A 19,582-nucleotide genomic window follows, 5' to 3' on the forward strand; every position below is an offset into this window, starting at 1 on the left:
TTTGTTTGAAATCCTTTTTGTTTTTAGCAAAAAACAAAAAGATTGAGTAGTGAAAGCCCGACCCTTTTCGGGTAACGCCCAAAACATTAATAATTACAATAACTTATTTACCTGCCCTGAAAAGCAATTCTTTTTCTTCGGCTGTTAAACTATCGTACCCACTTTTACTGATTTTATCTAAAATAATATCAATTTTTTTCTGATTATTAAACTGGCTAAAATCTGATTTTTTATAACCACCGACCTTACTTTTATTTTTATGAACCGTTTTTAAAGGTCCTTTTTTTGAAGCTTTAAACATATTTGCAATAGCATCTACAAAACGCTCGAAACCGCTACCAATATCGTTTCCTTTTACCAATTGCGTGGCATAAACGTAACCTAAAAGTGCACCGCCGAGATGCGCCAAATTACCACCTGCATTTAACCCAAATAAACCAACAATGTCTAAAACAACAAGGCCAACACCAATATACCAAAGTTTAAGATTGAACATAAAAACACGTACATCTTGGTTAGGCATATAAGCACACAAGAAAATTAACAAAGCTCGGACAGCTGCCGAAGCGCCAACTAAACTAGAGTTACCACCAAAAAAACTAGGTAATAACGCATAGCCCAAAAGAAACATAGCTCCACCACTTATGGCTCCTAAAAAATAAATATTTAAGGCTCTTTTTGGGCTAAATAAATTAAGAAACATACGTGCAATGACATACAGCCAAAGCATATTGAATAGTAGGTGTAAAAATTCGTAATGTACAAAAGCGTAACTTACTATAGTCCATGGGTTCACTAGAGCCGTAAAAGCATTGCTAGGTAACTCGAACCACCTTAGGAATCTTGGCAAAATTAGCCCTACTAAAAAAACAACAACATTTACCGCTATTATTTTCTCTAATATGTTAAGCCGTGCTAACTTATATTTTATATCGGTAGTTAAACTCATTAGTTCCAACGGTTATTATTAAACTGTGTTTTTTTCCAATAATACATGATTAAAAACCCTGTAATTGCGCCTCCAACGTGGGCCATGTATGCCGTATTGCTTGGACTGAAAAATGACTGACCAGTAACGCCTGAAATTAAATCTAAAATAATGATTCCTGGGATAAAATACTTCGCTTTTATAGGAATTGGTAAAAAAATCATCATTAATTCTGCATTAGGGTTCATCATGGCAAAAGCAGCCATAATCCCCATTATACAACCAGATGCACCAACCATACTCGCGTTAAACGCCGGATAAATTTCCTTAAGCAGTGTTATTTGAGATTGCGATACTCCTGCTACAGTTTCATTATTGGTTAACATGGCTTTGATACTCTCTGAAGATAAACCAGAATCTAACAATGCATTATAATCTGGTAAATATTGAAAATAGTAAAAACCAACTTGTAATAATACAGCGCCTAGACCGGCAGAAATATAAATAAACAAAAAGCGTTTAGCTCCCAGAGTTTGTTCTACTGGCGAACCAAACATCCATAAAGCGAACATATTAAATAATAAGTGCGTGATACTTAAATTTTGGATATAACCACCACCATGCATAAACATGTGCGTAATTAATTGCCATGGTTTAAATAATTCGTTTTGAGGAAAATACATTGCGAACCATTGATAAAAACCACCATTCCCTATAAATAAGGTACCGATAAACATAATCACGTTAATGATTATTAGGTGTTTAACGGTTTCTGAAATTCGCATCATAATTTATATAAATTTTTTGTCTAATTCGTCAACACTCATCGTTACAAATGTTGTTCTATTAGCCGGCGAAACATTAGGTTCTTTACAAGCAAACAGCTTATTTACTAAATGCTCTTGCTCGTCTTTTTGCAAAGACTGCCCTGTTTTTATGGCTAAACTTTTTGCCATAGATTTTGCTAGTAAATCGGTTGCCGAAAAATTACTGTCGGGCACTTCATTTTCTACATCACTAATAAGTTGCTCTAAAATAATAGACACCTCACTTTCTGGAACGCCAACTGGAACGCCTATAATTTCTATAGACTCTTCTTTAACGTTAGAAAACACAAAACCGGTATGCTCTAAATCTTCTTTTAACTGAATAATAACTGCTATTTCTTGATTTGAAAAATGTAAATCTAACGGAAATAATAGTTGCTGACTTAAAGCGCCTTTGATCGTTAGGTGCTGAAGGTAATCTTCATACAAAATACGTTGATGCGCTCTATGCTGATCGATAACCAACATACCAGATTTAATAGTACTAACAATATACTTATTATGTAATTGGTATGTGGTGTGGGTTTTCTCGATATCTTTATCGAACATGGAAACCGTAGCTTCCTCGGTTTCAAAATGTACTTCGCTAAAATCTTGTTGCGTTTTTGTACCTTTAGATTCTAAACCAACGTATAAACTCTCCCAACTTTCTGTTGGTTCTTTTTTATAAGAAACGGCTCTCTGTTTCACTGGAGCTTCATCCTGAAATGGATTAAAACTTCTATCTACTTCTATAGTTGGTGTACTCGCTCTAGCAGATTCTTTTTTAAGCTCGTATGGCGTATCTAAATTAGCATCGCGCTCAAAATCCAAAACTGGAGCAATGTTAAACTGCCCTAAACTGTGTTTTACAGCCGAACGAAGAATAGCATAAAGCGTATGCTCATCGTCAAACTTAATTTCAGTTTTAGTGGGGTGAATATTGATATCAATAGTTTGCGGATCTACTGTTAAATTTAAAAAATAACTGGCGTGTGTTCCGTTTTTAAGCAATCCATCATAAGCCGATGCTATGGCATGATTTAAATAGGCACTTTTTATAAACCTATCGTTCACAAAAAAGTACTGTTCACCTCTGGTTTTTTTGGCAAATTCAGGTTTACCAACAAATCCAGATATTTTAAGCACTTCAGTTTCTTCTTCTACAGGCACTAATTTTTCGTTAGTTTTTGTTCCGAAGATATTTACAATACGTTGTCTATAATTACTAATTGGTAAATTAAAGGCTTCGTTTCCGTTGTTATAAAAAACAAACCCGATGCCTGGGTGCGCCAAGGCTACACGATGAAACTCGTCTATAATATGACGTAATTCTACGTTATCCGATTTTAAAAAATTACGTCTAGCAGGAATATTAAAAAACAAGTTTTTAACTGAAACAGAAGTCCCTTGCGGTGTTACTACCACATCCTGGCTGGTAACCTTACTACCTTCCATAACAATGGTGTTTCCAACATCATCATGAGGTTGTTTAGTTTTCAACTCAACGTGTGCAATGGCCGCAATACTCGCTAAAGCCTCACCACGAAAACCTTTGGTATGTAGCTGAAATAAATCTTCTGCATTTCGAATTTTAGATGTTGCATGACGCTCGAAACTTAATCGCGCATCGGTAGTACTCATCCCTTTACCGTTATCGATAACTTGAACAAGTGTTTTACCTGCGTCTTTTATTATCAGTTTAATAGAGTCCGAGCCTGCGTCGATTGCATTTTCAAGCAATTCCTTAACAACAGATGCTGGACGTTGAACAACTTCTCCAGCAGCAATTTGGTTTGCGACATGGTCGGGTAAAAGCTGTATAATGTCTGCCATATAATTATTTAGAAAAGAATATAGATAAATCGAAATCGATAATAAAGAAAAACACTAATAATAACACACCTACAATAATTAAAATGCGTCGGTTAGCTTCACGATCTCTATTATGCTTTAATTCGTTTAAAGCATTGTTTAGTTTTGTTTTAAATCCTTTGTTTGGTCCAACAGTGGTTCTGTATTCGTCAAACTTATGTTTTATTTCAAAAGGGTTTCCTTCACCTTTATCGTCAAAAAAACGAGGTGTATAACTGAATTTTTTATTTTTTCTTGCCTTTAAGATTCCCATAATTTCTGCGTTTTTAAATGATATGTATTACATGTATTTTTTCTCTAATAAATACATACAAATCAATAATAATACCAAAAATAAAATCAAGCTTTTTACGGGCATTGCACCGCGTACTTTTCTCTTACCTGCTCTATTTTCTTTCCATTGAGAAATATAGTCTTTGGTATTAGAGTCTTTGTTTAAACCAGAATCTGCTTTCTTTTCTTCTGAAAAACGAGATTGATAATTAAAGCTTCTATGTTTACGTTGTTTAAACAAAATCTAGTGGTGTTATCTTTCAAAAGTACTTAAAAATAGGCAGAAATAGGGCTTAGAAATGCTAAAAATATCTAAAAGTTAAGAGCTAAAACAGGTAAACCCACCCGAATTAAAATATCAAATTCCAAAGGCGTTGATTAAAACACCTTTGGAATTTATTATAGTTTTATAAAAGGTATTAACTAATTCTGCGTAGTTCTGCCATTTTAATTGCAGCAATAGCAGCTTCAGTGCCTTTATTACCATGTTTACCTCCAGAACGATCTATAGATTGTTGTATGTTGTTATCGGTAAGCACACAGAAAATAACAGGAGTTTCTCCTTGCACATTTAAATCTTTGATCCCTTGTGTTACCCCATCACATACAAAATCGAAATGTTTGGTTTCACCTTGTATTACAGAACCAATAGCAACAATGGCATTAACCATTTGTTCTTGCATTTTTTTACATCCGTAAATAAGCTCGAAACTACCTGGCACATTCCAGCGTACAATATTTTCTGGGTCTACCCCATTTTCAATTAAAGCATTATATGCACCTTGATATAAACCTTCTGTAATAGTATCATTCCATTCTGAAACAACAATCCCAAATCGAAAGTCTTTCGCATTTGGGATTGTTGTTTTATCGTAATCCGATAAATTTTTATTTACTGTTGCCATATATGGTAAAGCTATTATTTGTTAGCCAACACCTGCGCTTTTCCGATAAACACATCTACAGTAGAAGCTTCGGTAGCGTTTGGATATTTTTCTTTAATTTGAGTAAAGTAATCTAAAGCCTTATCAGCTTCTCCTAAATCTAAAGCAATAGCACCTGCTTTGTATAAATACATAGGTGTAGTATACTCGTTATCTCTCATTTTAGCTGCTTTTTCGTAGTACTCTAAAGCATCTTCTTTTTGGTTTAACTGTACAAAAGCATCACCTATGTTTCCTTTTGCTAAAGGCGCTAAAACTTCATCTTCACTATCAAAAGCACTTAAATACTCTACAGCATTTTTGTAATCTTTCAATCTTAAATATGCTGTTCCTGCATAATAGTTTGCTAAGTTAGCTGCATCTGTACCGCTATATTCTTCTATAACATCTAGCATACCAAATTTACCTTCACCACCAGTTAAGGCTAAGTTGTAAAGAGAATCTTTAGCAACACCTGTTACCGCTTGGTCAAAATATTTTTGTGCTTGAAACATATCGTTCATTGCATTTTCTTGTTTAGGTGCAGCTACAAATTCTTTGTATGCTAACGATCCTAAAACAACTAATGCTACAACACCAATAATAATAAAAATATATTTTTGGTTCTTCGCTACAAAATCTTCTGTTTTAGAAGCTGTTTCATCAAGGGTGTTAAAAACTTCAGCCGTTGTTGATCCTTCTTCAATATCTTGTTCTTTCTCAACTTTCGTTTTCGGTTTGTAACCTCTCTTATTATATGTCGCCATTTTCTGTTTCTATTAATGTGGCGCAAAAATATAATTTTTCTTCAGAACTAAAAGGGTATTTATTTGATATTTTTCAATAATTTGCACTTCTTTTTAAGACTTTACCCTCTTTATGCGCTTTAAGTTGCTATTTATATGATTTTAAAATCACTTTCATTACTCAATTACAAAAATTTTGAAAGCAAAACCTTTGCTTTCAACGAGAAAATTAATTGCATTGTAGGCAATAATGGCATTGGAAAAACCAATGTGCTCGATGCTATATATCATTTATCCTTCGGGAAAAGCTATTTTAATCCGGTAGCTACTCAAAATATTAAGCACGACGAGGAGTTTTTTGTGATTAATGGCGATTATGAAAAAGAAGAAAAACTAGAGAAAGTAATTGTTAGTTTAAAACGCGGACAAAAGAAAGTTATAAAACGTAACGGAAAAGCTTATGATAAGTTTAGCGAACACATAGGTTTTTTACCCTTAGTTATTATTTCTCCTGCCGATAGAGATTTAATTATTGAAGGCAGTACAACACGTAGAAAATTTATTGATAGCGTAATTTCACAAAGTGACAACAGCTACTTAAACACGCTAATAAATTATAATAAAATTTTAACACAACGGAATGCGCTACTTAAGTACTTTGCACTAAACCACACCTTTAACAAAGACACTTTAGACGTATATAACAGCCAGCTAACCGATTTTGGAACTAAAATTTTCGAAAAGCGCGATGCTTTTTTACAAGAATTTATTCCTATTTTTAAATCTAGATACGAAGCTATAAGCAATGGTAATGAAGATGTAGATTTAAATTACCACAGTGATTTGTTTGATGATGATTTAAACACCTTACTAAATAAAGTCATTAACAAAGATAAAGCCCTTCAATACACAAGTGTTGGTATACATAAAGACGATTTGCATTTTAATATTTCGGGACACCCTATTAAAAAATTTGGAAGTCAAGGTCAACAAAAATCGTTTTTAATCGCTTTAAAACTGGCGCAGTTCGATTTTATCAAAGCACAAAGTGGTGTAAACCCTATTCTATTACTCGATGATATTTTTGATAAACTAGATGAACAACGTGTATCTCAAATTATTAAATTGGTTGACGATGAAAATTTCGGACAACTATTTATAAGTGACACACATGCTGAGCGTACGGAAAATGCTGTTAAACAAGTACATCAATCTTACGAGATTTTCAAATTGTAATACGCATGGATTTAGAGTATCATTATCAGGATTTATATGAAACGTCAATTAAAAAAATTAAAGCTGACGACTACCAAATTGACACATTAATCCACGACCCAACCGATAAACGTTTTGGAATTACACTTTTAATTCGTCCTTCCGAAGAAGTAAAACACAACATTCAAAAGTTTTTAAAACACCTAAAAACCATTGATCCCAATCAATATTATTATGAAAACTCAGACATTCATATTACGGTAATGTCTATCATTTCTTGCTATAACGGATTTAATTTGGATCAAATTGATATTTCAAAATATATAGAAGTTATAAAAAAAAGCATCATAGAGCAACCGCTTTTAGAAATTGAATTTAAAGGGGTAACAGCTTCGCCTTCTTGTATTATGTTGAAAGGTTTTATGAAAAATAATAGTTTAAACGCTATTCGGGATAATTTAAGAATTCATTTTAAAAACTCTAGTTTGGAGCAAAGCCTAGACAAACGCTACACTATACAAACAGCACACACCACTGTAGTTCGATTTTGCAATCCCTTAAATAACAAAACAGCATTTTTAACAGCAGTAGAATCGTATAAAAACTATAATTTTGGTACTTTTAAAGTTGATAACCTAGAATTGGTTTACAACGACTGGTATCAAAAAGAAGGACATGTAAAAACACTATTCAATTTTAGCATTTAATCTACAAAACTCTCATAAACATTTAACCTCATGGCAAAACGCAACAACGATAATATCAGTATTTCCGACGCATTAAAAGAATTTGTTGAAACTAACCGCTTAGAAAAAGGTTTAGATAAAGTTAATGTATCTGATGCATGGGCAAAACTTATGGGAAATGGCGTGCACAACTACACAAGTTCGGTAACGCTAGAGAGAGAAACCCTGTACATACAACTTACCTCAAGTGTTCTTAGGGAGGAATTAAGTTATGGCAAACAAAAAATAATAGACATGCTAAACGAAGAGTTAGGAAAGGATATTATTAAAAAACTGGTTTTAAGATAATTAGAGCAAAAGAATTAAAATAAAATATTTAAGATTATTTAGTTACTTATTGTTTTTTACATTATCTTTGGCACTTAATTATTTATAATACAAATTACAATGAGTAAAGGTACCGTAAAATTCTTCAACGATTCTAAAGGTTTTGGATTTATCACAGAAGATGACAACAACAAAGAACATTTCGTACACATTTCAGGACTTATCGATGAAATTCGTGAAGGTGATGCAGTTGAATTCGATCTACAAGAAGGTAGAAAAGGATTAAACGCCGTAAACGTAAAAGTAATCTAAGATTTATACTTTAACAATTACAACTTTAAAAGTCTGTCAATTTAAATTGACAGACTTTTTTTTGTTTGCTATTTAAACAGAATAACTTTCATTTTAAAATTGTGGCATCACTTTTGTATTACAGTTAGTAATAATTTAATATTTTAATACAATGAGTAAAGGAACAGTAAAATTCTTCAACGATTCTAAAGGATTCGGATTTATAACAGAAGAAGGTTCAAACAGTGAGCATTTTGTTCACATTTCAGGTTTAATCGATGAAATTCGCGAAGGCGATTTAGTAGAATTCGATTTGCAGGAAGGCAGAAAAGGATTAAACGCCGTAAACGTAAAAGTAATTTAGTATATACTAGTAAACTTTTTTAAAACAAAAATCCCGCAACATAGGTTGCGGGATTTTTTATGTAATACTATTTTTTAAAACACTCTTAAGGCATAGCCTTGATGGATTAGTTTTAATTAAAATTGCTCTCTTCCAGCGAAGTGAAATTCACCTTCAATAGCTGCATTCTCGTCACTATCACTACCATGTACAGCATTTTCGCCCATAGACGTTGCATACATTTTACGAATAGTGCCTTCAGCTGCATCTGCAGGGTTTGTAGCACCAATTAAAGTTCTAAAATCGTTTACTGCATTTTCTTTTTCTAAAATTGCAGCAACTATTGGGCCTCTAGTCATGAATTCAACTAATTCTCCAAAAAATGGACGCTCGTTGTGTACAGCATAAAATGCTTCAGCGTCAGCTTTTGTCATTTGTGTTAATTTCATAGCTACAATTCTAAATCCTGAAGCTGAAATTTTTTCTAATATTGCACCAATGTGTCCGTTTTCAACAGCATCTGGCTTTAGCATTGTAAATGTTCTATTTGTTGCCATTTTTATTTTTTTAAATTTCTGCAAAAGTACAGTTTTATATTTGTTTACAGCTTAATAGGTTTGTAAAAGTTTTTGTTGCAATATATTACCTACACCTCGCATTTCCATAAGTACTGTTTTTGCTTCAAAATTAAATTTCAAAACACCAAAACTCAATTCAGGAACAACCTCTAAAACCCTGTATTTATTAGACTCTGAAGTAAAACCATTATAAACATGCGTTAAACCGCTAGATGTGAAATCTACTAAAGGAAAACTAACACCTTCTATTTTTGTTTTAGAAAATTCTGAAATATGTCGATCTCCAGAAAGCACCATCACACCTTTGGCATTAGATTTTTTGATTAAAGACTTCAACTTATCGACTTCGTGCGGAAAATTACTCCACTTTTCAAAACCATGTTCTGCAGACAATACCTGAATGCTACTTACAATTATATTAAAATCAGCATCCGACCCATTTAATTCTGCCTCCAACCATTGCCACTGTTTCTCACCCAAAATGGTACCTTCTCCGTAAACACCAGGTTCATATCTATTTTTATTTTTTTTGTCATCCGTTAATGCTGTCCGAAAATAACGAGTATCTAAAACAATAACTTTCACACTACCATTTAATGCCTTTACAATTTGAGAACTATAAACACCTTCGCGATATCGTCTTTCACTATCTTTTGGTACTTTCAAAAAATCCAAGAACAATTGCTGACTACCCTTTTTAGCTTCAAACTCGACACCACCATCGTTTAAGCCATAATCATGATCGTCCCATGTTCCTGTAACTTCAGTTGTTTCTCTTAATGCTTTATACCCTTTATTAGCAAGTAAAGTTTCATAATCAGCTCTCAATTTAACCATATCATCAGTATCAGCATAGACATTATCGCCTCCCCAAATCCATAAATCGGGCTTATGTTTTAGGACTTCAACCCAAAGTTTATTTTCGACATTTTGCTTATTGCAAGACCCAAAAGCAATAGTTGTATCATATTCTGTTTCTACATTTTTATTAAGTTCTAATTGCGATGTTTTACAAGCCCAGAAAACTGAAGCTAGCACAAAAACACTAAATATCAATCTTGTTTTCATCTACTTTACCGTTAATTTTTCTATAAAAGTACAAGATTCTATTTTAAGTCTATATTATTAAATTGTATCTTCGTTTCCTATGAAAAAAGAAGACATTACCAACATAAAGGAACTATTATCTAGCCCTAAAAAAATAGTTATTGTTCCACATAAAAACCCTGATGGCGACGCTATTGGATCAACTTTAGCGCTTTACCATTATCTTTTAAAAGGAAATCATAATGCGACTGTTATTGTACCAAATGATTATCCTACTTTTTTAAAATGGATTCCCGGAAATGACACAATTTCGGTTTACGATTATCAAACAAAAACCTGTAATAGTTTAATTGAATCTTCCGATATTATTTTTACTTTAGACTTTAACGCTTTCCATAGAACTGGAAATATGGAAATACCACTTTCTGAAAGCAAAGCTCTAAAGGTAATGATAGACCATCACCAAGCACCAGATGATTATGCTACTTATACATATAGTGATGTAAGCATGAGTTCTACTTGCGAAATGGTTTATAATTTTATCGACATGCTAGGCGATACCAATTTAATTGATGCCGATATTGCAACTTGCATTTACGTGGGAATTATGACAGATACCGGATCGTTTAGATTCCGTTCTACCACAAATAAAACACACGAGATTATAGCGAAGCTTATTGAAAAAGGTGCTGACAACACTAAAATTCATAATAATATTTACGACACAAACAGCTATGAACGTCTGCAACTATTGGGTTGTGCCTTAAGTAATTTAAAAGTAGTTCCAGAATCTAGAGCGGCATATATTACGCTATCTCAAGATGAACTTAATCGTTTTAACTTCAAAAAAGGAGATACTGAAGGGGTTGTAAACTATGCATTATCACTAAGTGGAGTTGTACTTGCCGCTATTTTTATAGAAGATAAGCAAGAAGGAATTATTAAAATATCTTTACGTTCTAAAGGTGATTTTTCGGTAAACGAAATGTCTCGCGCTCACTTCCACGGCGGTGGCCACACCAATGCAGCCGGTGGCAAAAGCGACCTACCACTAGCTGAAACTATTGAGAAATTTATTAGTATATTACCTAGTTATAATAATGCTTTAAACAATGAATAAACTAATTGCCACAGCCTTACTTGCCCTACTTGTTTTTAATTGTAAAAGCCCAGAAGCAAGGCAACCTATTTCTACAAAATCGGGATCGTATATTGATGCTTCTATCGCTCTTAACAAAAAACGTTTTGCAAAAGAAAAAGCCGTTATTGAAAAAATAATGGAAGCCGATGATGACACTTATTTAGCCTCAGACACTGGTTTTTGGTATAAATACCAAACTAAAACAGAAAGCGACAGCTTAAAAACACCTGGCTTTGGAGACCTAATAAATTTCGATTACGATGTTAAAAGCCTTAATGGAAACGAAATTTACTCTAAAGCAGATTTAAAAACGCAAAATTATGCTATGGACAAGCAAGAACTTTTTACAGGTTTACGCCATGGCTTAAAACTCATGAAAGCTGGTGAAACTGTAACCTTTATTTTTCCTTCAGATCGTGCATACGGTTATTATGGAGATGAAAATAAAATTGGTCCAAATACACCTTTAATTTGTGAGGTTACCGTAAACTCTATTACCCAAAATCAAAACAACTAATATGTATTTATTAAAAAACGCTATAAAACTCGTTCTCTTTACATTAGTACTTAACCTAACATCCTGCAAAGCGCAATATCCAGATTTAGAAGATGGTATATATGCCGAATTCATTACAAACAAAGGCGTTATGGTGGCTAAATTAAATTATGAAATAACACCCGTAACGGTTGCTAATTTCGTTTCCTTAGCTGAAGGCGAAAATACCATGGTGGATAAAAAATTCAAAAAGAAAAAATTCTATAACGGCATTATTTTCCATAGAGTTATAGATAAATTTATGATACAAGGTGGTGATCCTACAGGCACAGGTTCTGGTGATGCAGGTTACAAATTTATGGATGAATTTTCTCCAGATTTAAAACATGACAAACCAGGTATACTATCCATGGCTAACTCTGGAGCAAATACCAACGGATCTCAGTTTTTTATTACAGAAGTTCCTAAACCTAATTTAGACAACAGGCATAGTGTTTTTGGTGAATTAGTTATTGGCTTAGATGTTCAAGATAGCATTTCTAATGTAGAAGTAGACAGAAGCGACAGACCTATTGAAGATGTTATTATTGAAGAATTAAACATTATCAGAAAAGGTAAAGCTGCCAAGAAATTTGATGCACCAAACATTTTCGTAAATCATTTTGCTGAAGCAGAACGTATAGCAAAAGAAAAAGAAGCAAAAGCCGCTGCTATTCTAAAAGCAACTCAAGATAAATTTAAAGCTCAAAAAGAAAAGGCAATCGCACTTCCTTCAGGCTTAAAATATCTAATTACAGAAAAAGGAACAGGAGAAAAGCTACCTGAAACTGCAGAATTAATAACGCATTACGCTGTTTATTTTGAAGACGGAAGCCTATTAGACACAAGTAAACTAGAAATAGCCGAAGCTTTAGATGCTGTAAACGAACGTAAAAAAGCCCATAATGCTTACCAACCTATTACTGCCGAAATTGGTCCAGATGCCAAAATGATTGCAGGTTTTAAAGAAGGCTTACAACAACTAAGTGTTGGAGACAAAGCGACCCTATTTATTCCATATCACTTAGCCTACGGTGAATCGGGAAACCGAGGTATACCAGGAAAAACCAATATTATATTTGAAGTTGAAGTTTTAGAGCTTTTAAAATAAAGAATACAAAACTTGAATACATCTCTGATATTTATTGATGTTTTAACGCAACATAGAATTACAAAGAAGCTTAGAGCACGTACAACTCTGAATTCTTATTTTTAAATAAAACATAACATAAAACCAGTCTGAAACGCTTAATTTCGCACTGAAAAACAAAACCTATGCAACTATTAAAATTTGATTGGAATCCCGTAACAGGAATCGATATTATTGGGAATTTTAAAATCCATTTTTACAGCCTTATGTGGGTTACCGCCTTTGTTATTGGTTGGTATATAATGAAACGTATTTTTACTAAAGAAAAAATATCGTTAGAATATTTAGATCCTTTATTTATTTATACTGTGCTTTCTACCATGATAGGTGCGCGCTTAGGTCACGTTATCTTCTATCAATCGGAATTAATATCTCAAGATTTTTTAAGCATCTTTCTTCCAGTAAAATTTAAAGGAGGCTTTGAGTTTACAGGCTTTCAAGGTTTAGCGAGTCATGGTGCTGCTATCGGAATTATTATTGGCATGTATTTATACAGACGAAAATATAATTACAAATCGATTTTATGGATTTTAGACCGCATTGTAATTCCTGTGGCCTCTGGTGCTATTTTCATTCGTATTGGAAACTTTATAAACTCTGAAATTATAGGTAAAATTACCGATTCTAGTTTTGGTGTTCGTTTTATTCAAGATGAATATTACAAAAATGAAATTATGCAACGTACAGGCATAAACGATGTTCAAGCTGCCTATAACGCTGTAACCAATAACCCAAAATTCAGTAGCTTATTAGAAGCTGTACCGTACAGACATCCAGCACAGTTATACGAATCGTTTTGCTATATTTTTGTCTTTTTAATTCTTTTATATTTCTACATAAAAACAGATAAAAGAGACCAAACAGGCTTTTTATTTGGCTTGTTTCTAGTCCTACTTTGGACGGTAAGATTCTTTGTGGAGTTTGTAAAAGAAGCGCAAGTTGATGAGCGTGCTACTTGGGCATTAAACACAGGGCAATGGTTAAGTGTTCCATTTGTACTTTTAGGGCTTTACTTTATGTTTATGTACAAACCTAAAAATGCAGTAAAATAAAATGACTTTAAAACAATTTGGTTTCATTTTAGCTATAGGTTTTACCGTATTATCCCTTTCAAATTGTAAAGATGAAGCTAAGGTAATCACTCAAACCGAAGTACTTTTCACTAAAGAAGGCGAGCTAACGATTACCAAAGCAAATGATTCTAAAGTAGTTTTAGATATTGAAATAGCTGACACCGATTTTGACATCCAAACCGGATTGATGTATCGAAACTCCATGGAAACCAACCAAGGTATGCTCTTTGTTTTTGATGATGTCACCGAGCGTTATTTCTATATGAAGAATACAAAAATAGCATTAGACCTTATTTATATTAATGAGAATAAAACTATTGTAAGTTTTCAGAAGAATGCAAAGCCATTTGATGAAACTTCTTTACCGTCTAACGCTCCTGCAAAATACGTTTTAGAAGTTAACGCTGGTTTAGTCGATCTTTGGGAACTTTCTGTTGGAGATTCTATTAATTACAGTAAGATTTCGAAGTGAAAAAGATAAAAACAGTTTACATAAAGCCTCTTCTAGGTCATAAAAAAAGCATAAGATTTAATATTTTATGCTTTTTTTTATATCTCAAGTATTCAAATTTTCAACCTAAAACAATAATTTTATATTGGCATAAGAATTCTCTAATGCCTTAGCTGTTTTCTTTTTACCTAACCATTTCACTTTAGTTATACCTTCTTTTTTTTGAGGCTTAAGTTCTCCGGTAAAACTCGTTTTCATTTCAAACCAATACGTGATTTTTATTTTGTAGCGTCCATTTCTCTTAAAAATATGATACGTAGTTTCTAGCGGTCTCACAATTTCTAAACCTTCTACTTTGGTCTCTTCTTCAACTTCACGAATTGCCGTTTCCTCAATGGTTTCGTTGCCTTCGGCTTTTCCTTTAGGCAAATCCCATTTATCATTTCTAAAAATAAAAAGCACTTTTCCTTCATCATTATACACCTTTCCACCACCAGCAATTACATTGGGTAACTTCTTTAAAAACTTAGAAAGTAGTTTACTTTCATTTTTATGTGTAAGCCTAACCTCTTGTAAATTGGTTCTATTCAACTTCCGTATAGCTCGATATAAACCTACTCGTTTTAGCTTATAAGTTTTGTAACCTTCGCCCTTCTCGGTGTTGGTTGTTAAAGTTATTGGCTTATTATTTACAAAAATCTTGTGCATGGTTAGATTTGATTTAATGATATGGTAAAAATATCATTTTTACTCACAATCTGCTTATTGTTGAAAAAAAATATTTTTATTCCATTTACAACATCAGAATAAAAGCAAATTTATACGTAATTTTACGGCATGATATTCAACAAAGACACCGCTAAAAAAACTGCCGAAGTTTTATTGCAAGTTCATGCAATAAAATTAAGTCCAAAAGAACCTTTTACTTGGGCTTCTGGCTGGAAATCACCAATTTATTGCGACAATCGTATTATACTATCGTATCCAGCGATACGTAATTACGTGCGCGAAACCATGGCTAAACATATTGAAAACCAATACGGAAAACCAGATGCTATTGCAGGAGTAGCTACAGGAGCAATTGGTATAGGCATGTTGGTTGCCGAATACTTAGGGCTTCCGTTTATTTATGTTAGACCAGATGCAAAAGGACACGGCCGGAAAAACCAAATTGAAGGTTTTATTGAAGGCGGACAAAGTGTTGTTGTGGTCGAAGATTTAATAAGCACAGGAAAAAGCAGTTTAAACGCTGTAAAAGCTTTAAAAGAAGCTAAAGTAAATGTGAAAGGCATGGTTGCTATTTTTACTTACGGATTTGATGTCGCTACAAAAAACTTTGCAGAAGAAGGTGTTACATTAAATACATTAAGTAATTACGAGAATTTACTTGAGCAAGCGCTAGATACTAATTACATTTCTGAAAAAGAATTAAAAACCCTATCGGAGTGGAATTCCAATCCTAGTGAATGGAACGCTATTTGATATAAAATACGTGTACTGTAAAATAAAATAGCTTTTAAAAGCTATTTTATAGTCTAACGAAAAAAAAATAACACAATGAATTTAGAATCCCCAAAAGTTAACGTTACTAAATCGCCTCAAGAAGTTTTCAACTTTTTAGAAGATATAAAAAACTTTAAATCTTTAATGCCTGAAAACATTAGCAAGTTTGAAGTTTTGGACGACGACAAATTTCTTTTTGCTTTAAAAGGCATGCCAGAAATTGTTTTAAAAAAGAAAGAGGTTATCCCTCCAAATAAAATTGTTTTAGGTGCTGCAGGCGGAAAACTCGATTTTTCTTTAATTGGAAATATTGTTGAAACTGCAGATGGTAACAGTGAAGTACAATTAGAATTTGCTGGTGATTTTAACCCAATGATGGCCATGATGATTAAAGGCCCAATCACAAAATTTATTGAAACTCTTGCTACAAATATGCCAAAAGCTATTTAATACAACAGTGAAATTTCTTTTAAATCAAAGGTTTTTATAATTTCATCTTCTAGCAATACTACTAATTTGCCTTCAGGAGAAGTTCCTTTTATAAAACCAGAAAACATAGAACCTTCAGCATCTTTAAATGTTGAAGGTTTATTTTTTCGAAATAAATTGACTTCATATTCTTTCTTCAGGACTTTAAAGTCTCCTGTTTCTAAAATTCCGAAGTAATATTCTAAATTTAAAACCAGAGCAACCAACACTTCATCCAAAACAAAAACCCTACCCGATATTGATTTTAACGACGATGCTTTTGTTAAATTCTCGAATTCTGTTTGGTTTACATTCAACCCAATTCCTATAATAGAGGCTTTTAACTGACTTTGTTTTATGACATTTTCAATTAAAACACCACAAATCTTTTTATTTTCTGACAAAATGTCGTTCGGCCATTTCACACTTAATTTAGGAATACCAAGCTCCTTCAAAGTTTTTATTATCGCCAAAGCAGTAACCACACTTATATAAAAAGCCTGATCAGTTTCTATGCGAGAAACGTCTTTAAACACACTAAACGTAAGGTTTTTTGCTGTTTTCGATTCCCAAACTGTCCCCATTTGCCCACGACCTTTAGTTTGGTTTTTGGTTGAAACAACAGTAAAATCTTCCACATTACCCTTGCTAATAAGCTCGCGTAAATAGCTGTTTGTGGAATTGATGGCATCAAGTTTGATTATTCGCATACAGAAGTTATTGCACTAGTATAAAATCTTATGATTATTTTAAACCATAAAGAACTAAAAAAATAATAACTTTGCACAAATTAAATAAAATTAATGGCGAAACAAAATATAAACTCAGACCAATTAATATCTGTAATACTCAGTGGAATTGAAGACGTTAAAGGAAAAGAAATAAATATACTAGATTTACGAGAGATTGAAAATACGGTTTGTGACTACTTTATAGTTTGCGAAGGGACTTCCAATACACAAGTAAGCGCTATAGTTAATTCTGTTCAGAAAAAAGTAAGCAAAGAACTTAAAGATCATCCATGGCACACCGAAGGCTTAGATAATGCCGAGTGGGTGTTAATGGATTATGTTAATGTTGTAGTACATGTTTTTCAAAAACAAATTAGAGAGTACTATGATATTGAAAGTCTTTGGGGCGATGCAAAAATTACAGCTATAGAAACGAGTTACTAAAAAGAGACATGGCAAAAGACAAGAAAAACGCAAAGGAAAATAAGCCTAAATTCAGTCCGTATTGGATTTACGGAATTATAATCGCTCTATTTTTAGGGTTTCAACTATTTAGTGGTGCCAGCTACCAAGAAGGCAATATTACTACCCCATCCGATTTTTTTAAATACTTAAAAGATGGTGATGTAGCACGTGTTGATATTATAAAAAACACGCGTGTTGCTAAAGTTTACCTAACAAAAGACGCTCAAGAAAAAGAAATTCACAAAAATTCTAAACCAGAAACATTTATTCCTTCGGCAACAAAATTGCCTAATTATAAATTTGAATTTGGTGATTTACAGAATTTTGAAAACGAATTAAATACAACTACCGAAAACTTAGCTACAAAACCTGTTGTAAAGTTTGATACCGAAACCAACGATTGGAGTAATTTATTAATGGGTATTTTACCTTTTATTTTACTAATTGGTGTTTGGGTATTTATTATGCGTAGAATGTCTGGTGGTGCCGGTGGCGGAGCAGGCGGACAAATTTTCAACATAGGAAAATCTAAAGCAAAACTTTTTGACGAGAACACAGAAGTTAAAACAACTTTTAAAGATGTTGCTGGTTTAGAAGGTGCTAAAGAAGAGGTACAAGAAATTGTAGACTTCCTTAAATTTCCTGAAAAATATACAACCTTAGGCGGTAAAATACCAAAAGGCGCCTTATTAGTCGGCCCTCCAGGAACAGGTAAAACATTATTAGCAAAAGCCGTTGCAGGTGAAGCTAAAGTGCCTTTTTTCTCATTATCAGGTTCTGATTTTGTTGAAATGTTTGTTGGTGTAGGTGCATCTCGTGTTAGAGATTTATTTAAACAAGCAAAAGAAAAATCTCCTTCTATTATTTTTATAGATGAAATTGATGCCATTGGTCGTGCCAGAGGTAAAAATGCCATGTCTGGAAGTAATGATGAACGTGAAAACACATTAAACCAATTACTAACGGAAATGGATGGTTTTGGTACCAACACAAACGTTATTGTAATTGCAGCAACTAACAGAGCCGATATTCTAGATAAAGCTTTAATGCGTGCAGGTCGTTTTGACAGACAAATTTTTGTTGATTTACCTAACTTAAGTGAACGTAAAGCTATTTTTGAAGTTCATCTTAGACCTCTTAAAAAAGCGCCCGGTTTAGATATTGAATTCTTATCAAAGCAAACTCCAGGTTTCTCTGGTGCAGATATCGCTAATTTATGTAATGAAGCTGCTTTAATTGCCGCAAGAACAAATAAAAAAGCTGTTGAAAAACAAGATTTCTTAGACGCTGTAGATAGAATTATTGGTGGTTTAGAACGTAGAAGCAACTTGTTCTCTGTTGAAGAAAAACGCACCATTGCTTATCACGAAGCAGGACATGCTGTTGTAAGTTGGTTCTTAGAGCATGCCGACCCGTTGGTAAAAGTAACTATTGTACCTCGTGGTAGATCTTTAGGTGCTGCATGGTACTTACCACAAGAAGCATACATTACCAGAACAAATAAATTTCTTGATGAAATTTGTGTTACAATGGGTGGACGAGCTGCTGAAAAAATTATTTTTAACGAAATTTCTACTGGTGCCTTGGGTGATTTAGAAAGCGTTACTAAAAAAGCAAAAGCTATGGTAATGATTTACGGCCTTAATGAAAAGGTTGGAAACATTACCTATTACGATCCTGCTGGAGAAAGTGGTTTTGTTAAACCATACTCTGAAAAAACAGCTGAACTTATTGATAATGAGATTAAAGACATCATCGAAGTTCAATATCAAAGAGCTGTCGAGTTATTATCTTCAAAGAAAGATTTATTAGACAAATTAGCTCAAAGATTAATTGAAAGAGAAGTTATATTTAAAGACGATTTAGAAGAGCTTTTAGGAATATCTCCTTTCAAAAAGAGCCCTGTTATAATTGATAAAACTGAAGAAAAAGAGTAACGAGAAATATACAAAATAAAAATTTTGTTAAGCTTTTTGTAAAAATCTTAAATTAATCGTATGGTTAATTTAAGATTTTTTATATTTGAG

The 19,582-nt window shown here is 33.1% G+C and carries 25 protein-coding genes; 14 read left to right on the forward strand and 11 right to left on the reverse strand.

From position 1 onward, the window contains the following. Nucleotides 1-103 precede the first annotated feature (103 nt). The 7 genes from DFQ06_RS18275 to DFQ06_RS18305 form a co-directional block, all read right to left on the reverse strand. A complete protein-coding gene (locus DFQ06_RS18275) occupies nt 104-949 on the reverse strand; it encodes a rhomboid family protein (RefSeq protein ID WP_133969284.1) in 846 nt (281 codons plus the stop codon). Beyond that, nucleotides 949-1,716 (reverse strand): rhomboid family intramembrane serine protease, encoded by a 768-nt coding sequence (locus DFQ06_RS18280; protein WP_133969286.1) that lies wholly within the window; start codon nt 1,714-1,716, stop codon nt 949-951. The genes DFQ06_RS18275 and DFQ06_RS18280 overlap by 1 nt, the downstream gene beginning before the upstream one ends. A 3-nt stretch (nt 1,717-1,719) precedes the next feature. Further along, nucleotides 1,720-3,570: a DNA mismatch repair endonuclease MutL gene (mutL, locus tag DFQ06_RS18285; RefSeq protein WP_074939680.1), complete on the reverse strand. Its 1,851-nt coding sequence runs from the start codon at nt 3,568-3,570 to the stop codon at nt 1,720-1,722. A 4-nt stretch (nt 3,571-3,574) separates the two neighbouring features. Next, complete coding sequence (locus DFQ06_RS18290) at nt 3,575-3,862, reverse strand: riboflavin synthase subunit beta (RefSeq protein WP_133969288.1); 288 nt, start codon at nt 3,860-3,862, stop codon at nt 3,575-3,577. Nucleotides 3,863-3,889: 27 nt separating this feature from the next. Further along, complete coding sequence (locus DFQ06_RS18295; protein WP_042505738.1) at nt 3,890-4,123, reverse strand: hypothetical protein; 234 nt, start codon at nt 4,121-4,123, stop codon at nt 3,890-3,892. Between the two features lie 178 nt (nt 4,124-4,301). Beyond that, nucleotides 4,302-4,787 carry a 6,7-dimethyl-8-ribityllumazine synthase gene (ribH, locus tag DFQ06_RS18300; protein WP_042505737.1) on the reverse strand — a complete coding sequence of 162 codons (486 nt, stop codon included), beginning with the start codon at nt 4,785-4,787 and terminating at the stop codon, nt 4,302-4,304. 14 nt (nt 4,788-4,801) lie between these two features. Beyond that, complete coding sequence (locus DFQ06_RS18305) at nt 4,802-5,572, reverse strand: tetratricopeptide repeat protein (RefSeq protein ID WP_042499749.1); 771 nt, start codon at nt 5,570-5,572, stop codon at nt 4,802-4,804. 135 nt (nt 5,573-5,707) lie between these two features. Between DFQ06_RS18305 and recF the strand changes: the two genes are divergently transcribed. The 5 genes from recF (at nt 5,708) to DFQ06_RS18330 (ending at nt 8,434) form a co-directional block, all read left to right on the forward strand. Further along, nucleotides 5,708-6,787, forward strand: a complete 1,080-nt coding sequence (gene recF / locus DFQ06_RS18310) for a DNA replication/repair protein RecF (RefSeq protein WP_074939678.1) — start codon at nt 5,708-5,710, stop codon at nt 6,785-6,787. 5 nt (nt 6,788-6,792) lie between these two features. After that, on the forward strand, nt 6,793-7,473 hold the full coding sequence (locus tag DFQ06_RS18315; protein WP_133969290.1) for a 2'-5' RNA ligase family protein: 681 nt from the start codon (nt 6,793-6,795) through the stop codon (nt 7,471-7,473). A 30-nt stretch (nt 7,474-7,503) separates the two neighbouring features. Further along, nucleotides 7,504-7,800, forward strand: a complete 297-nt coding sequence (locus tag DFQ06_RS18320; RefSeq protein WP_042499753.1) for a DciA family protein — start codon at nt 7,504-7,506, stop codon at nt 7,798-7,800. A gap of 99 nt (nt 7,801-7,899) precedes the next feature. Beyond that, the gene (locus DFQ06_RS18325; protein ID WP_034044451.1) at nt 7,900-8,091 is read left to right on the forward strand and encodes a cold-shock protein; all 192 of its coding nucleotides are present in this window, start codon (nt 7,900-7,902) and stop codon (nt 8,089-8,091) included. A 151-nt stretch (nt 8,092-8,242) separates the two neighbouring features. Then, nucleotides 8,243-8,434: a cold-shock protein gene (locus DFQ06_RS18330; protein WP_042499758.1), complete on the forward strand. Its 192-nt coding sequence runs from the start codon at nt 8,243-8,245 to the stop codon at nt 8,432-8,434. Nucleotides 8,435-8,550: 116 nt separating this feature from the next. Here DFQ06_RS18330 and DFQ06_RS18335 read toward each other — a convergent pair whose 3' ends face one another. Continuing rightward, nucleotides 8,551-8,970, reverse strand: coding sequence for a nucleoside-diphosphate kinase (locus DFQ06_RS18335; RefSeq protein ID WP_042499761.1), 420 nt, complete (start codon nt 8,968-8,970; stop codon nt 8,551-8,553). 51 nt (nt 8,971-9,021) lie between these two features. Next, entirely contained in the window at nt 9,022-10,059 is a 1,038-nt protein-coding gene (locus DFQ06_RS18340) for an alkaline phosphatase D family protein (protein ID WP_133969292.1), read from the reverse strand. A gap of 79 nt (nt 10,060-10,138) precedes the next feature. Here DFQ06_RS18340 and DFQ06_RS18345 point away from each other — a divergent pair, with 79 nt between their 5' ends. From DFQ06_RS18345 to DFQ06_RS18365, 5 genes are all read left to right on the forward strand, one after another. Beyond that, on the forward strand, nt 10,139-11,158 hold the full coding sequence (locus DFQ06_RS18345) for a DHH family phosphoesterase (protein WP_133969294.1): 1,020 nt from the start codon (nt 10,139-10,141) through the stop codon (nt 11,156-11,158). After that, entirely contained in the window at nt 11,151-11,696 is a 546-nt protein-coding gene (gene gldI, locus DFQ06_RS18350; RefSeq protein WP_133969296.1) for a gliding motility-associated peptidyl-prolyl isomerase GldI, read from the forward strand. The genes DFQ06_RS18345 and gldI overlap by 8 nt, the downstream gene beginning before the upstream one ends. Nucleotide 11,697: 1 nt before the next feature. Continuing rightward, nucleotides 11,698-12,825, forward strand: a complete 1,128-nt coding sequence (locus DFQ06_RS18355; RefSeq protein WP_133969298.1) for a peptidylprolyl isomerase — start codon at nt 11,698-11,700, stop codon at nt 12,823-12,825. Between the two features lie 164 nt (nt 12,826-12,989). Continuing rightward, nucleotides 12,990-13,916: a prolipoprotein diacylglyceryl transferase gene (gene lgt / locus DFQ06_RS18360; protein ID WP_042499764.1), complete on the forward strand. Its 927-nt coding sequence runs from the start codon at nt 12,990-12,992 to the stop codon at nt 13,914-13,916. 1 nt (nt 13,917) lies between these two features. Further along, complete coding sequence (locus DFQ06_RS18365; protein WP_133969300.1) at nt 13,918-14,409, forward strand: DUF192 domain-containing protein; 492 nt, start codon at nt 13,918-13,920, stop codon at nt 14,407-14,409. A gap of 105 nt (nt 14,410-14,514) precedes the next feature. Here the strand turns inward: DFQ06_RS18365 and DFQ06_RS18370 are convergent, their stop codons facing one another. Continuing rightward, the gene (locus tag DFQ06_RS18370; RefSeq protein WP_042499769.1) at nt 14,515-15,096 is read right to left on the reverse strand and encodes an NUDIX hydrolase; all 582 of its coding nucleotides are present in this window, start codon (nt 15,094-15,096) and stop codon (nt 14,515-14,517) included. Nucleotides 15,097-15,225: 129 nt separating this feature from the next. On the opposite strand from DFQ06_RS18370, the gene pyrE reads away from it, so the two are divergent. Both pyrE and DFQ06_RS18380 read left to right on the forward strand, forming a co-directional pair. Next, nucleotides 15,226-15,870 carry an orotate phosphoribosyltransferase gene (pyrE, locus tag DFQ06_RS18375; RefSeq protein ID WP_042505731.1) on the forward strand — a complete coding sequence of 215 codons (645 nt, stop codon included), beginning with the start codon at nt 15,226-15,228 and terminating at the stop codon, nt 15,868-15,870. Nucleotides 15,871-15,945: 75 nt separating this feature from the next. Continuing rightward, a complete protein-coding gene (locus tag DFQ06_RS18380) occupies nt 15,946-16,341 on the forward strand; it encodes an SRPBCC domain-containing protein (protein ID WP_042505730.1) in 396 nt (131 codons plus the stop codon). On the opposite strand, the gene DFQ06_RS18385 is transcribed toward DFQ06_RS18380, so the two are convergent. Further along, nucleotides 16,338-17,069, reverse strand: coding sequence for a biotin--[acetyl-CoA-carboxylase] ligase (locus DFQ06_RS18385; protein ID WP_074939664.1), 732 nt, complete (start codon nt 17,067-17,069; stop codon nt 16,338-16,340). The two genes, DFQ06_RS18380 and DFQ06_RS18385, sit on opposite strands and share 4 nt — an antisense overlap. Before the next feature lie 93 nt (nt 17,070-17,162). On the opposite strand from DFQ06_RS18385, the gene rsfS reads away from it, so the two are divergent. Together rsfS and ftsH are read left to right on the forward strand one after the other, a co-directional pair. Continuing rightward, a complete protein-coding gene (gene rsfS / locus DFQ06_RS18390) occupies nt 17,163-17,534 on the forward strand; it encodes a ribosome silencing factor (RefSeq protein WP_042505726.1) in 372 nt (123 codons plus the stop codon). A gap of 8 nt (nt 17,535-17,542) precedes the next feature. Next, nucleotides 17,543-19,492, forward strand: coding sequence for an ATP-dependent zinc metalloprotease FtsH (ftsH, locus tag DFQ06_RS18395; protein WP_042505725.1), 1,950 nt, complete (start codon nt 17,543-17,545; stop codon nt 19,490-19,492). The last annotated feature ends 90 nt before the right edge of the window (nt 19,493-19,582 follow it).

The organism is Algibacter lectus, from assembly GCF_004368925.1.
GTDB lineage: Bacteria > Bacteroidota > Bacteroidia > Flavobacteriales > Flavobacteriaceae > Algibacter > Algibacter lectus.